The sequence below is a fragment of the Paraburkholderia sp. FW306-02-B genome (assembly GCF_058782725.1).
This window is the reverse complement of sequence record NZ_JBYSXZ010000001.1, coordinates 3,814,786-3,829,327: the sequence shown is the minus strand read 5'-3', so window position 1 is coordinate 3,829,327 and position 14,542 is coordinate 3,814,786. Positions and strand designations below refer to the sequence as shown.

Annotated in this window: 8 protein-coding genes and 3 pseudogenes; 7 read left to right on the top strand and 4 right to left on the bottom strand. The window is 56.4% G+C overall.

The annotated features are described in order from the left end of the window. The first annotated feature begins 174 nt into the window (after positions 1-174). The 3 genes and pseudogenes from xseA to AC3WOG_RS17000 all read left to right on the top strand — a co-directional run. Positions 175-1,554 (top strand): exodeoxyribonuclease VII large subunit, encoded by a 1,380-nt coding sequence (xseA, locus tag AC3WOG_RS17010; protein WP_492579062.1) that lies wholly within the window; start codon positions 175-177, stop codon positions 1,552-1,554. Positions 1,555-1,753: 199 nt separating this feature from the next. Then, a complete protein-coding gene (sodB, locus tag AC3WOG_RS17005) occupies positions 1,754-2,332 on the top strand; it encodes a superoxide dismutase [Fe] (protein WP_492579061.1) in 579 nt (192 codons plus the stop codon). A gap of 366 nt (positions 2,333-2,698) precedes the next feature. Beyond that, positions 2,699-3,094 (top strand): annotated as a pseudogene (locus AC3WOG_RS17000) (hypothetical protein); the annotation flags it as partial. Between the two features lie 183 nt (positions 3,095-3,277). Here AC3WOG_RS17000 and AC3WOG_RS16995 read toward each other — a convergent pair. Next, positions 3,278-4,300: an ATP-grasp fold amidoligase family protein gene (locus tag AC3WOG_RS16995; protein WP_492579059.1), complete on the bottom strand. Its 1,023-nt coding sequence runs from the start codon at positions 4,298-4,300 to the stop codon at positions 3,278-3,280. 22 nt (positions 4,301-4,322) lie between these two features. Beyond that, the gene (locus AC3WOG_RS16990) at positions 4,323-5,264 is read right to left on the bottom strand and encodes a GlxA family transcriptional regulator (RefSeq protein WP_492579826.1); all 942 of its coding nucleotides are present in this window, start codon (positions 5,262-5,264) and stop codon (positions 4,323-4,325) included. A gap of 1,417 nt (positions 5,265-6,681) precedes the next feature. Between AC3WOG_RS16990 and AC3WOG_RS16985 the strand changes: the two genes are divergently transcribed. From AC3WOG_RS16985 to AC3WOG_RS16970, 4 genes and pseudogenes are all read left to right on the top strand, one after another. Beyond that, complete coding sequence (locus tag AC3WOG_RS16985; RefSeq protein ID WP_492579058.1) at positions 6,682-9,024, top strand: polysaccharide biosynthesis tyrosine autokinase; 2,343 nt, start codon at positions 6,682-6,684, stop codon at positions 9,022-9,024. Positions 9,025-9,130: 106 nt separating this feature from the next. Continuing rightward, positions 9,131-9,289 (top strand): annotated as a pseudogene (locus tag AC3WOG_RS16980) (glycosyltransferase family 4 protein); the annotation flags it as partial. Positions 9,290-9,824: 535 nt separating this feature from the next. Further along, the gene (locus AC3WOG_RS16975) at positions 9,825-10,835 is read left to right on the top strand and encodes a glycosyltransferase family 2 protein (RefSeq protein ID WP_492579057.1); all 1,011 of its coding nucleotides are present in this window, start codon (positions 9,825-9,827) and stop codon (positions 10,833-10,835) included. A 186-nt stretch (positions 10,836-11,021) separates the two neighbouring features. Continuing rightward, positions 11,022-12,210: pseudogene (locus AC3WOG_RS16970) on the top strand (glycosyltransferase family 4 protein). Here AC3WOG_RS16970 and AC3WOG_RS16965 read toward each other — a convergent pair. Next, entirely contained in the window at positions 12,186-12,821 is a 636-nt protein-coding gene (locus AC3WOG_RS16965) for a phosphatase PAP2 family protein (RefSeq protein WP_492579056.1), read from the bottom strand. The pseudogene AC3WOG_RS16970 and the gene AC3WOG_RS16965 overlap by 25 nt on opposite strands. 58 nt (positions 12,822-12,879) lie before the next feature. Next, positions 12,880-14,148 (bottom strand): O-antigen ligase family protein, encoded by a 1,269-nt coding sequence (locus AC3WOG_RS16960; protein WP_492579055.1) that lies wholly within the window; start codon positions 14,146-14,148, stop codon positions 12,880-12,882. Positions 14,149-14,542 lie beyond the last annotated feature (394 nt).

Genomic DNA, 14,542 nt, shown 5'->3' with positions numbered 1-14,542 from the left:
AAATGCCATATAAATCAATAACATGCTTCCGATTTTCAAGGCCTGGCGGCCAATTTGGCGGGGTTCGTCTGGCGGCTCCCGCCATGTGGACATTTTTAACAATTCATACGCTGCGCTGGACGTCGGTGGCCGCTCGGTCTATCGTCTGTCCGGCCAGTCAAACATATTCCTCGCATGAATTCCGAAAGCCCTTTTTCGTCGTCGGCCGCACCCGGCGGTGAGGTCGTCATTCCCGTTTCCGCGCTCAATCGCGCGATCGGCACGATGCTTGAACGCTCGTTTCCGCTCGTCTGGGTGGCCGGCGAAGTGTCGAACTTCACACGCGCCGCCAGCGGCCATTGGTATTTCTCGATCAAGGATGCGCAGGCGCAGATGCGTTGCGTGATGTTCCGCGGTCGAGCGCAATACGCCGAATTCATGCCGCGCGAAGGCGACCGCATTGAAGTGCGCGCGCTGGTGACGATGTACGAGCCGCGTGGCGAGTTGCAACTGAATGTCGAGGCGGTGCGCCGCACGGGGCAGGGGCGTCTCTACGAAGCGTTTCTCAAGCTGAAAGCACAGCTTGAAGCGGAGGGCCTGTTTGCCGCTGAACGCAAGCGCGCGTTGCCGGCCCATCCGCGCGCGATCGGTATCGTGACGTCGTTGCAAGCCGCCGCGTTGCGCGATGTGTTGACCACCTTGAGCCGTCGCGCGCCGCATATTCCGGTGATCGTTTATCCGGCGCCGGTGCAGGGCGTGGGCGTCAGCGCGAAACTCGCCGCGATGGTCGATACAGCAAACGCCCGGCGCGAAGTCGACGTGCTGATCGTGTGCCGCGGCGGCGGTTCGATCGAAGACCTGTGGGCCTTCAACGAAGAAGTACTCGCTCGCGCGATTGCGGAAAGCGCGCTGCCGGTGGTGAGCGGCGTCGGTCACGAAACCGATTTCACGATCGCCGATTTCGCCGCCGACGTGCGCGCGCCGACGCCGACCGGCGCCGCCGAACTCGTCAGTCCACAGCGCGTTTTGTTGCTGCGCGAACTCGATCACCGGCATGCGACGCTTGCACGCGGCTTCGGCCGGATGATGGAGCGGCGCGCACAACAACTCGACTGGCTCGCGCGCCGGTTGGTGTCGCCGGCCGAGCGGCTCTCACGGCAGCGTGCGCATTTGCAGCAACTGAGCGTGCGGCTCGCGTCAGCGGGCACACGCCCGGTGCGCGACGCACGAGCGCGTTTTTCGCTGCTGCAGATGCGCTGGCAACGCTGGCGTCCCGATCTTGCTGCGCATCAGGCGAAACTGAAGGGTCTCACGCAGCGTCTCGACGATGCATTGTTACGTCAGCATGAACGTCAGACCGCTCGTATCGCGACGCTCGCCGCTCGGCTCGAGGTACTGAGTCCGCGGCGCACACTGGAACGCGGCTATGCCGCGGTGCTCGATGCGCAGAGCGGCCGTGCGGTGCGCGCGCCGGCGTCGTTGAAACCCGGGCGGCGTCTCACGGTGCATCTCGCCGAGGGCTCTGCGGACATTGCACTCGCCGATGTGCAACCGCGTCTTACTGAGGGTTTCTGACACTTCGCCGACGCCGTACTTTTGACCTTGCAAACGGCATGCGCGAGCACTAATTACGCCATCCGTGCAGCATGTTCGCCGATGCCGGGCATAAAGTCCGTTGGTTTGCGGGGTTATTCCAAGTCGCCTACAATCCAGTGCTCTACAGCGTTATCCGCAGACTCCCCATAAACAGATACAGATAGAAGGAAAAAGCACCATGGAACATACGCTCCCGCCGCTGCCGTTCGCGAAAAACGCACTCGCTCCGCACATGTCGGAAGAGACGCTCGAATTTCACTACGGCAAGCACCACCAGACCTATGTGACTAACCTGAACAATCTGATCAAGGGCACGGAGTTCGAGAACCTGTCGCTCGAAGAAATCGTCAAGAAAGCATCGGGCGGCCTCTTCAACAATGCAGCGCAAGTGTGGAACCACACGTTCTTCTGGAACAGCCTGTCGCCGCAAGGTGGCGGTGCCCCGAGCGGCGCGCTCGCTGACGCGATCAACGCCAAGTGGGGTTCGTTCGACAAGTTCAAGGAAGAATTCGCCAAGACCGCAGTCGGCACGTTCGGCTCGGGCTGGGCATGGCTGGTGAAGAAGGCTGACGGTTCGCTCGACCTCGTGTCGACGAGCAACGCTGCTACGCCGCTGACCACGGACGCCAAGGCACTGCTGACGATCGACGTGTGGGAACACGCGTACTACATCGACTATCGCAATGCGCGTCCGAAGTTCGTGGAAGCGTACTGGAACATCGTGAACTGGGCATTCGCCGAGAAGAATTTCGCGTGAGATTGTCTGTTCCGTCACGATGAAGTTTGGAAACGGCGACAAAGTCTGGAAACGCCGCAGGATGTTTCGCAATAGACTTTGGAAGCCGTAGCCGATCTGAAAGCCCTCCGTCGCGAGGGCTTTTTTTCGTCTGTTTCCGCGCCTGCTTGAACGTTGCTTGACGGGTTGTGGTACGCGCTTCGACTGACGGCCGGCAAGCCCGCCTCAAAGCGGTTTTCGCCGTGGAATTCGGGCCGCTGGGCCTGCGCGCGCAAGTTGGCGCAGGGTGTCCGTGCGACTGTCGGAGGCGGGCACCGGGGACGTAGGCGCCGGGGCAAAGTCACGTACTGCCGCAGCAGCGTTTCGCCGACGACAAATTTATAGCTCATGCAACCCGATGGAAGCGGGGGCTATCCAAAGGTGTGATGGGACATCACAACCTGGCACAACTACGAAGTGTACGGAGACTTGTCCAATATCGGATCAGACGGTTCAGGTCCTGGATTTGATTTGCCTACCTATTGCAAGGCCAGATACGGTGTACCCTTTATCGTTACCGAGTGGAACACGGGTCCTGAACAAACCCACGTCTATCGAGCGAATTACATCGCCGCAAAATTGGCTGAGTTCTATCAGGCAAGGAAGACGGACAATATCCAGTCCGTGATGTACTTCGTGCTTGATAGCGGAGAGAACCCATACGGCGTTATGAATAACGGTGTTGCACTGAATCCCTCGTACAGTGCATTGACCATCTTCATAGCGAGTCACCGTGATAATTAATTGATCCGCTCGTAGCTTACGACGTAGCTATTCCACGCTTGCCTCGCGAGCGGGGAATAGCTGTATCGCGATCTTGCTACAGGTCATACCGATGCCTGCCTGCGGCACCGAGACTGATAGACGGCGTCTTAACCCGCGTCTTGCTACGTGGAATGAGACATCGGCACGCGGGGCGCCTCGATGTTACCGACCGGGTACTCCGCTCAGCAATCTTCCCCACTCGTAGTCAATGCTGTCAGGCGAAAAAGGCAATACGCCAGCGCCGGGTGTGAACGTCAGTTCGCCAAAGTAGACTTCGTTATCGGGAGCATAAAGATCCACGCGAACATAGTCGAAGTCCTCGGATAGCATGGCAGCAGCATTCAGTACTGACTCCAGATTCTCCGGCGGAAGGGCGGGCACGGTGCTGCGTTTGTAGTGGCCGATGGCTACGTCAAGATGATTCCAATTAGCGTCGTACACGTCGCCACGTGTTTTGCTCCCGAATCTGTCCGAGATCACCAGTATGTAGATGATGGGTCGTCCCTGCCGGCCACCGAAGCAGTGCAACTTGTAGTCGGCGGGAATCTGGCCACGCTGATCTAAAAGTAGATGCTCGAAGAAGATGCGCGGTTTGATTTTCAGATAATGCCGCTCTCGCGCGACCCAGTAAAATTCGGTAGACAACCATTGCGCAGCAAGATGCTGCAATTTTTCGAAAGACGTCTCCGACTTGTCTCTAACGATCTCGACGAAATTGCTACCGTGGTTCGCCTTCATTACAAAGGCGCTCGGCAGAGCGTCGAAGACCGCGCGCGTGAAGACCTCCGGTGCTGCGACTAACGGAATGAGGTGCTCATTCCCAAGCTTGGCCGCAACATATTCTCGAACTGCAAGCTTGTCGGCCAGTGTGACGTAGCGTGGATCGGGTCTGAGGCTGCGCTGCAGGATCTTCTCATTGAAGGTGGTGGGGTGAATGAGCTTTGGGTAGCGGCCGATGCATTTATGGTGCAACAGACTCAGAAAAACAGCATCGGGTAGCGCAGACTTTGCAGCCTCCTTGATTCTTCTGACAATTGAAGCGGGGCGCTGCGACGAGCCATGGAGATAACCTGGCGACGCCCTCACATCGTTTGAGCCAACTTCTTCAGGCAGTTCAGCTTCCTTTCGCTGTGGATCGGACGCGCGAGCGTCTCGTTCGAACCGTGCGGGCTTGATTGCTGTCATGTTTCATCCATAACCTGTCGCCTTACAAAGCGGTCTTTAAGGTTGCACGGTCTTCAAGCGATAGCTCGCGCGGGGTATCCCAGCCTTCGTCAGGAGTCAGGTACAGTTCTCCGATTTCAAAGTGCTGGCGCGCGCGGAAGCGCGTGGGCGACATACCGTAACGTTCCTTGAATAGGCGCCCCAGGCGGTTGCCGTCACCCATACCACATCGTCTTGCAATCTTGTCTACTGGCAAATCTGTAGTCCTTAGCAAGATGCGAACGATTTCAAAGCGCGTGCGTAGTAGGTATTCGAGCGGCGTCATACCAAATTCATCCTTAAATCGACGTTGAAAATTACGCTTGCTCATCGCGGCAGATTCCGCTGCCTGGGCGACTGAAATCGGCTTGCTATAGTTTTCCTTGATCCACCGTGCCGACTCGCGAATCTTCTCGGTGGTTGTAACTATGCATACGTCATCTACCTCTGGTTTGGTGTGCTTGATGAAACCTGCTTGCAACACGCGGGCGATTTTTCGAGCGGTGTCCGCATTCAGATCCCGCTCGATTTGTGAAAGTGCCATGTCGGTGGGCGTCGCACCGCTCGTCTGTGTTTCTTCGAATGCATCATCAAAAAGAAATATCGGCACCGTTGACTGCAACGGTTTCTTGCGGACAACGGCCAGGTTCGCTCCGTGCCGGATACCAAATGATGCTATGGAGGCTTGCCGTGTAATCCATGAAAGAAGGCGCTCGTTAGACTCCATTGTTACTGCAGCGTCGCGACAAGCCACAAAGAATGCGTGGAAATCGACCAGGCTGTACCGTTCCAGTCTTTGTGTCCAGATCAAGACGCTGGATGAACTGGTCACAAAGCCGCCCCCGTCTGAAAGCACAGAAAGCCGATAAGGGGGAGCATCGCCGCCGGCCTGTTCGAACTCGTTCGCGAGACGGAAGGCATCTCCGATAGCGCCCGTGATAGCCATGGAGCAGTCGTGAAAAACCAGAAGACCAATATGTTTCCTGGCCTTCGGCTCATCCTGACGATCTTTGACGTGAGACGTTGGGAGGTCGATGAGATCCAGCATCCTTAGTTCTCCGAACAGCAGTATCAATCCACGCACCGAGCATAGCGTACCGAGATGTGAAGGACGATACTTGGCTGGTTATGCCTGGTGAATTGGCGGAATGATCCGGGGGCGGGCAACTGTTACCACGACGTTGATGGACGATGCTTGAAAAGCATCTCCGTGCAGGCAATTTTTTCCGAGGCAAAACGACATGTCGACAGTGCAGTAGGGTGACGGCGAAAAGGCCCTAGGTCCTGCGTGGCAAGGAGATACGGCAGGTGGAAGTGCGTCCGGCCAGGGTTGGGCTGGGATGAACAGTCACTAAAGTTGTGTTACTGATTTTGATGCGTCTCGTATAACTCTGTTACATCAATTGCAGATCGCAACAACGCTTTCTTATGTGTGAAATCTGTAATGCGCTCCACGTAATCGGCCAATAACACCCGAATTTGCGCCGAAGACAATTTGGTCCCTCTTGTGGGCGCTATGCTTCACTGCAACATGGACACAGATATTGTCGATGGACTTCTCGATTGTTGAAATCTGCAAGATGAATGATTGGCCTCGAGAGGCCATCCAACGCTGTCGGAAGGGTTTGTCCAGTCGTCAATGTGCGAGTACCGGCTCGATGGCCTCAGATATGGGTCTGAGGCGTGACGCTTCCTCGGAAGGGTGCGAGCCGGCATAGAGCGGCGCGCATGGAGGTCAAGTTCCCCCCGAGCCGCTTGCAACGAGCGACCATGGTTGGATATCCGCGGCAAGGTTTAGGCGTGCACTGGAAAAAAGTTAGATCCGGTCTGGATTGATTGGCCCGTGTTCCGTTAGCGGAGCGGCAACCCTCAGTGCCAGACCCTGAGAGCTGCGCGGTGGCAAGGTTCTCTCATGAGGTTTTGATCTAACCAGACGGTCAGCATCACCGATACCAACAGGTCAACGTGTCTTCGCCTTCCGGGAACTGAGCAGGGGCTCGTTCGTGGCACACAGCGAGAACGTATTTCGGATTTTTCGTTACACAAATAATTTGTAGTACGAATTGGCTGGAGGTATTGAATGCATCTAAGAAGTTCGTCTATTGAGCACAGAACCGATGAGTTTCTGATGAGGTCATCAACTGTGCTCGCGGTATACCAAAGTCATTACTGCCCGACACCGTTCAGGAAATTTTGAGAGCGGCCAGGCTGCATAACGAAAACCCGTACGGAATTCCAGGGCGCCGCCGGCGAGTGCTATACGCATGTCGGCCGGCGACGGGTCAAGCTCGTGAACGGGTGGTGCCGCGGGAGCGGCTTCACATCATGACTCTGTGCCCATCGAACATGGAAGGATCACGCCGGTGGATTACTACCCTCAAAATTCGCTCCCTCCTGCTGCCGGTATTGAGCGCAGCCAACTCAGCGTAAGAGAGATGCTGAACTTGATGCGGGATCATCTGTGGGAGATTCTTGCCGCCACGGCGGTTGTGCTTACCTTGGCGGTGGTTTATCTACTCATTGCAACGCCAATTTACTCCGCCGATGTCCTCGTGGGGATAGACCCGCCGGAGCCGAATGCGCTCGGCATCGCTATACAGAACCAGGAAGCGCTTCCGCCACCTGCGCCGGCTGCCGTGACGGAGATGGCTGTGATGCGCAGCCGTTCGGTACTTGAGCCGGTGATTGAGAAGTACCGGTTCGATGTTACGGTGACGCCGCACACCATTCCGCTACTGGGCGACATCGCCGAAAAATTGGCCACCCCAGGAAAACCGGCAGCGCCATGGCTTGGTTTGAAGTCTTTCGCGTGGGGGGGCGAGAGCGTTCAGATCGGTGCCCTGGACGTTCCAAAAGATCTCGAAGAAGAGAAACTGACGTTGATCGCGCTCGATGGGGGCGCGTATGAGTTGCGCGGTCCGTCGGATGAGGTCCTGGTCGAAGGCACGGTAGGCACCGTCGCTCACGGCAACGATGTTTCAGTGCTGGTGAAACAATTGACCGCGCGACCGGGTACGAAATTTAAGGTAATTCGCTGGAATGCGCTCGACGCAGTTAAGCGCTTTGGCGATCTCGTGAAAGTCGGCGATAAGGTTAAAGATTCCGGCCTCCTTCAAATAGAGTACGCGGACAAGAATCCGAGTAAAGCCGCCGAAGTCGCCAATACGTTGGGGCAGCAATACCTTGCATCTTCTGTCGCGAGCCGACAGCTGAACGATACGAAAACGCTAGCGTTCATCAACGGCGAGCTTCCCCATTTGCTCGCGGATCTCAGGAAGTCCGAAGACGCACTCAAACGATTCCGGGCGACCTCCCAGTCAATGCAACCTGGTAGCGAGGCGCAAGCCTACCTCCAGGGGGGCCTCGACCTCGATAAGCAAATCGCGGGCCTGCAACTGCAACGTACTCAGCTACTGGAACGCTTCAGGCCCGATAGCCGCTGGGTGCAGACTATCGACACCCAGCTATCGCAATTGAATAAGGCGAAGTCGGAATTTGACAACCGTTTTGGAGGCATGCCAGCGTCTGAACGCGAGAGCGTTGATCTGATCCGTGCGCAGAAGGTTGCAGAAACGATCTATATGGGTATGGTTCAGAAAGCCGAACAATTGCAAGTACGGCGTGCAAGTACTACGGGAGGTGCGCATATCGTCGACGCGGCGATCAGGCCACATCGCCCAGTCAAACCGGATCGCGTGCTCGTACTCTCGGGTGGATTGGTCCTTGGCCTTTTCTCGGGCGCGGTCCTCGTCTTTATGCGCCGCCACGTCATGATAGGAGTAACGGATCCGAAGTACGTTGAACATCGATTGAACGTGCCGGTATTCGGCGAGGTCTTATTTAGCCAGCAGCAGTCGTTGCTTGACCCAGACTCCCCGGGCGGAGTCCGCAAACCTTTGCCGGGCGCCGGAGCGCGAACTACTTTGCCGTTCCAGCGAGGCAGACCCGGTATCGAGTCGCTACGCGGTGCAAGCGAGATGGGTCCAGCAGCATCGTTGCATGCCGGCGGCAGCAGAGTCCTCGCTGCACGATTTCCGCATGACCCATCTGTCGAGGCGCTTCGCGCTGTACGTACAGCGTTGACACGCGACCTTGCGCACACGCGCAATAACATCGTCCTGGTCATCGGGCCGACACCGTCCGCCGGAAAGAGCTTCGTCGCTGCCAATCTGGCGGTCCTGCACGCCGAGATCGGCGCGCGCGTCGTGCTGATAGACGGCGATATGCGCCGGGGGCGCCTTGCGTCGTTCTTCAAGCAAAACAACCGCGGGGGTCTTTCCGAGGTGCTCTCGGAGCGGACGCCCTTACGTAATGCGCTACGGCATACAGGGATTGACGGCCTGTCCTTCCTGTCGTGCGGGACGCGTCCGGAGAATCCCGCCGCATTGTTGATGAACCCGCGCTTTAACGACGTTCTCGAACGGCTGCGCACCCAGTTCGATCTGGTGATTGTGGATACCCCTCCGTTTCTCGCCGTCACCGACGCCTCCATTATCGCGAGCGATGCCGGCGCCTCGTTGCTTGTCTTGCGCTCGGGAATGCAGAGCGAGCAAGAAATTGCCGACACAGTCAAGAAGATGGAGCGCGCCGAGGGGCGCATTGCGGGCGCAGTTTTCAATGGCATCCCGCTACGGCGCAGCACCCGGAACTATGGATATCCGACGAATTACGCCAGCGACTTAACGGATCTTGAAACGGCGAGCTGACCTTGCTCGGTCGTCAGCGAGTTGCGGCCAGAAGTCGCGTGACCTACCTCGTCGAACGGAGAACGCTATGGCCTTCGCAGTCAACGGAAAGTTCACCTCGTAACTCATCACTGGCGTTCAAAGGGTCGCGTATGAACTGACAAGAGCAATGCAAATGCACGCAATTCCTGGCGACGAACTGGAGGTCTTCGTGCCTGAGAACGCGACTGAACCGGGCACATTGCTTAAACGGCAACGGCGCTTGCCCCAGGCAACTTTTTGGCAAGGTCCGGGTTTTAACGTCGACAAAGAACGCTCACGACCATACGAGCGCGCCATGCAGGACCACGTTGAGCGGATCCATATTCCGGCTTCCTAGAACATCCGCAGTTACCAGACGTATGTTGTCTACGGTGCTTTCCGAAAACGACATCGTGATTCAGGTGAGTGCCGGAGCCGGTTGGCGCACAGTCACTGTGGCTGGGGGGCAAGGCGCTGACGTCGCGCCAGCCAAAGGTCGAGTTCATTGACGCCCTGACTGGGGTCGTTGCTCCTCCTGAGGACATCGGTCTGATCTGGGAGGACGATATTTTGAGTATTCGATTTAACGTGCCAGGTCGAGTCGATGGTGCCGACAACGGTCCTGACAACGGTCCACCCAGGCATCGCGCGTATATCGTTGTCCATCCTCAGTCGTAGAAATCAGATGGGCGAAAGGCAATGTTCAATTTGATTGCATTTTCACGCTTGCCAAGTATGTCGTCAGTTTCACGGTCTGTTGATGTCGACCGGCCGAACCCTTTAGATAGCGTCGAGATACTATGAAACAGGTCACTGTCGTCATCTGCAACTATAACTACGAGCGCTATCTGGCCACGGCGATCGACTCGGCGCTGGAGCAGGACTATCCGGGCACGCGCGTGCTTGTCATCGACGATGGTTCGACCGATGGGTCGCGATCGATCATCGACAGGTATGGGGCGCGCCTATCTTCGGTTTTCAAAAAAAACGGCGGTCAGGTGTCCGCTTACAACCACGCGGTAGAAATCCTTGAGGCGGAATATGTGATATTCCTCGATTCCGACGACGTCCTGTATCCGAGTGCCGTATCTGAAGTGATGCGAGTATTCGAAGGCGGTGATTGCACGAAAGTGCAGTTCCGCCTGGATGTTATGGATGCGATGGGAAGGCCGACTGGCGCGTACGTGCCACACTCCGAACCACCCGCCAATTGCGGCAGATTGTTGCTGGGTGGCTGGCTGTATCCGTCGCCGCCTGCATCGGGTAACGCATATCTCGTCAGCGCGCTAAAGCAGATTTTTCCGGTTCCGGAGTCGAATATAAACCGCTACGGAGCAGACTTCTACGCGATCTACGGCGCTGCGTTGGTCGGTACTGTCGTAACTGTTCAGAAATCGCTTGGCAGTTACCGCGTGCATAACGCGGCCGGCTCCGCCGTGTCGTTCGCTAACTCGGAACAGATCAGCAAAGCGCCGAAAGCGTTCAGTATGCGCTGGGAGATATTGAGGGAAATCGCCCGCTCCCGCCTGCAGGTCGAGCTTCCAGCGTTATTTCACGACTTTGCCCATGAGAAGGCTCTATTCTGTTCAAGAGTCTATCGTGCGCCATTTCTAACACGGTGGCGCTGGATGACGCGGGACTCTCACTCCTATCTGCATACGATCGTTGCGAACCCCTTCTGGAGCCTCAAGAAGAAAATCGGCACCCTCGCTCTGTCAAGTCTTTGCCTCGTACCGTATTCGCCACTTTCTGACTTCGTGGTTCGTTACATCACCAACCCGCTTGCCCGCCGTCGTGCGGCCGGGCGCTAATTGTCGGAATGTGCGTTGAGTCGGTCTGAAGGGGGACGGGATGAATAGACGAGAGAACGTTGACGTAATTGCATTGGGATAGTTCGACCTGCATGGGGCGCCCGGGCTCAACCGGGTGCCGCGAAAGATGAATGAAACAGGTTTGCCCCGCGCGAACGCTTGATTGTCGTCTCAAAGAAGGTCGAAGTGAAAGTCGCTATTGTTCACGATTGGTTGGTGGTGTCGGGTGGTGCCGAGAAGGTGCAAAAAAATATCGTTGAGTGCTTCCCGAAAGCAGACATCTTCGCGATTGTAGATTTCATGGAAGACCGAGAGCGTGTGAAAGGAAAATCTGTCGAGACATCGTTCATCCAGAGGCTGCCCTTTGCGCGAAAACGTTACCGGGCATATCTGCCATTGATGCCGCTCGCTATCGAACAAGTCGACCTGTCCGGCTACGATCTCGTCATTTCCAGTTCGCACGCCGTCGCGAAAGGTGTTCTTACCGGGCCGAACCAGTTGCATGTGAGCTATGTTCATTCACCCATTCGTTATGCCTGGGACCTGCAGCATCAATACCTCAGGGAGTCTCAGCTGGCGACTGGCCTTAAGTCTGCAATGGCGCGGATTCTGCTTCACTACATTCGGGGCTGGGACTCCCGCTCGGCGAATGGAGTCGATCACCTTCTCGCCAATTCGCAGTTCATCGCTCGCCGGATCAGAAAAGCGTACCAGCGTGACGCAACAGTCATTTATCCGCCCATCGATTTGAAGAACATGACGATGTGCGCGGAAAAGGATGACCTTTATGTCACGGCGTCACGCATGGTGCCCTATAAGCGTATCGATCTGATCGTGCGAGCCTTTTCGCAGACACCTGAGCGCCGGCTTGTCGTGATTGGGGATGGTCCAGAGATGAAGAAGATCAAGTCCGTCGCTGGGGAGAACGTCACGATCCTCGGCCACCAACCGTTCGATATTCTTGTCGATCATCTGCGGCGCGCGCGCGTTCGTGTTTGCGGCCGAGGAGGACTTTGGCATCTCGGTTGTGGAAGCCCAGGCTTGCGGCACGCCGGTCATCGCGTTCGGCGGGGGCGGGGCGCTCGAATCAGTTGTCGGTCTGCCTCTTGAACGACCGACGGGCGTTTTCTTTGGTGAACAGACACCGGAGTCGCTGCTGGAGGCAGTCAGCCGATTTGAACGCAACGCGAGCCTTTTTGATGCACGGCAATGCCGGCGGAACGCGGAGCGATTTTCGTCCGAAAACTTCAAGGCAGCGCTGACGAATTTCATTGGCACGCGACTTCCGTACGGAAGCGTAGAACAGTTCGTTCCGTATCGTGTCAGCGAACACATTCCGGCCGATGAGCGTCAGTTAGTTGGCGCGGCTTCATAAGTCTGGGTGCGATACCGGATTTGGCGGAAAAGGGCGATGACAGAATGCGCATGGTTGTGGATCGTCGGCGAATGCGCGTCAATTAAATGTTGAAGCGGTGCCGTGTGTCCATAGGCGAGCATCGAGACCAGCAAAAGGCTTACTGTCGACCAGACTGGCCGGAAGCGCTCAAACTCGACGTAACGAGCGGTGCGTAAAAAGACCGCAGCGACAAGTGCGCCTAAAACCCAGCCGGCAAACACTTCGGATAGCGAGTGCGAGTGGTCCATTACCCGGGAAATGCCGGTAAGGAGGCCAACGATCATACCCGCGACGATGCCGAATAGCGGTGGTTGACGCCACCACTTGAGTTGGAGAGTGATTGCCACTATCCATACCGACGTCGATAGCATGGTGTGCCCGCTGATGACACGGAAATCAGAAGCCGGAAAGGATATGCCCCACCCGGCATAGAGGATCTTGGTTACGCCAACCATTGCTATGCCGGCAGCGAGTGCGCCGGTCCATCGGCATGCCAGACGGACATCGAATAGGGCGATCCAGCCGGCGCAAATAGCCGCCACGGGTAGCGTCAGGGCGGCGTCGCCTATGTTGGTGAACATGATCCACATAACAACGTCTTGTCCTCGCATCCTCTACCTTGCAAACCCGCACCTTGTCTATAACAGATCAGGCTGGCCTGCCGACGTTATTGTGCACGCGTGCCGGCGCTTGACCTGTGCGACGCTGCTGAAGCTCGTTTGTGGTGCCGGACCGCGATGCCAGTAACAAGGAGATGACCAGGGAAAGGATCAGAACATTCGATGGCGAAACCAGCCGATGTTCAGTCGCAGCCATAACAAGAAGGCAAACAGACGAGATCTCAACAAATCGGAAGGCGGTGAAGTTCTTTCCACCGCCTGTCAACGCGGCAGCGGCGGCGCCCTCTTTGCCCCACTCAATGAGTCTCCAGTAGAAGCTCAGCATCAGCATGAGTCCGACTATGCCGAGCTCAGCGAGGAAATTCAGATAAGAGTTATGAGCATGAGAGTCACTATGTTCAATGACAACGTCTGAGGGTACGCCCAGGAGATTGAAGTAAGAGGCTACACTGCCGATATGATCATCAAACGACCCAAAGCCGAGGCCTGCGATCGGGCTTTGCCGGAAGTACGTGATAGCCCGCGGCCACAGCCATTCATATCGAATGTCCAGGTTGGCGACTTTCGCATCCTGATTGTGAATGGTGAAGGTGTACCCCATGTAGTCGACTGACGGGTCGGTATGGTAAATGGCCATTGCGACAGAGCCAAGCACGAGGCAGGTCATCAATGTGGCCAGGATCCAGCGCTTACGGCCGAAATAGAGATATGGAAGTATTGCAAGGGCACCCAGCAACGAACCTCTGCTGTAGGTGGAGAAAAGCATCAGCGCGTTGAGGCCGAGCAGCGCTAGAAGCAGGTTGCTTCGTTTCTCCAGGTAGCATGCGACGCCAAGACAAAACAGCATGGCGAGAAAGCCACCCGCAGCGTTGCGAGCGATAAAGTAGCTGCCGAAACTGTCATCGGGGTGGGTGAAGATACTGAGCAATCCATGTGTCAGTATGTAGTAACCGTACAACGGTAAGTTTATGACTACCGCGAACACGAAGAACGCTCGAAGGACTTTGTTCAGATCCCAACGGTGTATGTAGAGGCAACCGGCGAAGATCGGCGCATACGATATAAAGAAGTCGCCGTCGCGGCGATAGAAGTCAAATTCAGTGAATGATCGGGGGTCGTATAGCAGCGTCGAGACCACTGCAAAGAGGGTGAAGGTCGTCAACGGCGTGATAAATGCCGGGTAGCTTCTTCCGACGAAACGCCACGAACAAAAGAAGATGGGTAAAAACCCAACCGCACTGACAGGTAGCAGATTGGTAACTGTCAGGAAAAGTGCAAGTAACGATATGTATGCCATTGCGACCCCATCAAACAGACCACGCACAGTCACTAACGAGATGACGGATTTTCGCGGACGCCTTCAACCGGATAGGACATCGTCGGAGTCCTACCTTTGTGAGGCCGCCGTCGACAAGTTCACTCGAAGGTATCACGTGTAGGCGTTGATTTCCAAGTTGACGCCTCTTTGGGAAGGCCGGAAGACGGGCTGCCCGATGTCGATGAGAATCAGGTACGACGTTCACGGCCAAAACCTCAACGGTTCGCGCCAGACATGCTGTGGTGCAGCGTAACCTGTCTATCATTCATCACATCGAGCACAGCTTTGTCCGCTTCAACCTGCTGGCAGAACTTCGACGCGTGTCGTGCTCCTTGTTACACGTGATGGAGTTGAGGTCAGTCCATGTCACAGC

Excerpts from the sequence above, each read along its gene's own strand:
- AC3WOG_RS16960 (WP_492579055.1), bottom strand. The coding sequence starts at position 14,148 with ATGGCATACATATCGTTACTTGCACTTTTCCTGACAGTTACCAATCTG.
- sodB (WP_492579061.1), top strand. The coding sequence starts at position 1,754 with ATGGAACATACGCTCCCGCCGCTGCCGTTCGCGAAAAACGCACTCGCT.
- AC3WOG_RS16975 (WP_492579057.1), top strand. The coding sequence starts at position 9,825 with ATGAAACAGGTCACTGTCGTCATCTGCAACTATAACTACGAGCGCTAT.
- AC3WOG_RS16965 (WP_492579056.1), bottom strand. The coding sequence starts at position 12,821 with ATGTGGATCATGTTCACCAACATAGGCGACGCCGCCCTGACGCTACCC.
- xseA (WP_492579062.1), top strand. The coding sequence starts at position 175 with ATGAATTCCGAAAGCCCTTTTTCGTCGTCGGCCGCACCCGGCGGTGAG.
- AC3WOG_RS16995 (WP_492579059.1), bottom strand. The coding sequence starts at position 4,300 with ATGACAGCAATCAAGCCCGCACGGTTCGAACGAGACGCTCGCGCGTCC.
- AC3WOG_RS16990 (WP_492579826.1), bottom strand. The coding sequence starts at position 5,264 with ATGGCTATCACGGGCGCTATCGGAGATGCCTTCCGTCTCGCGAACGAG.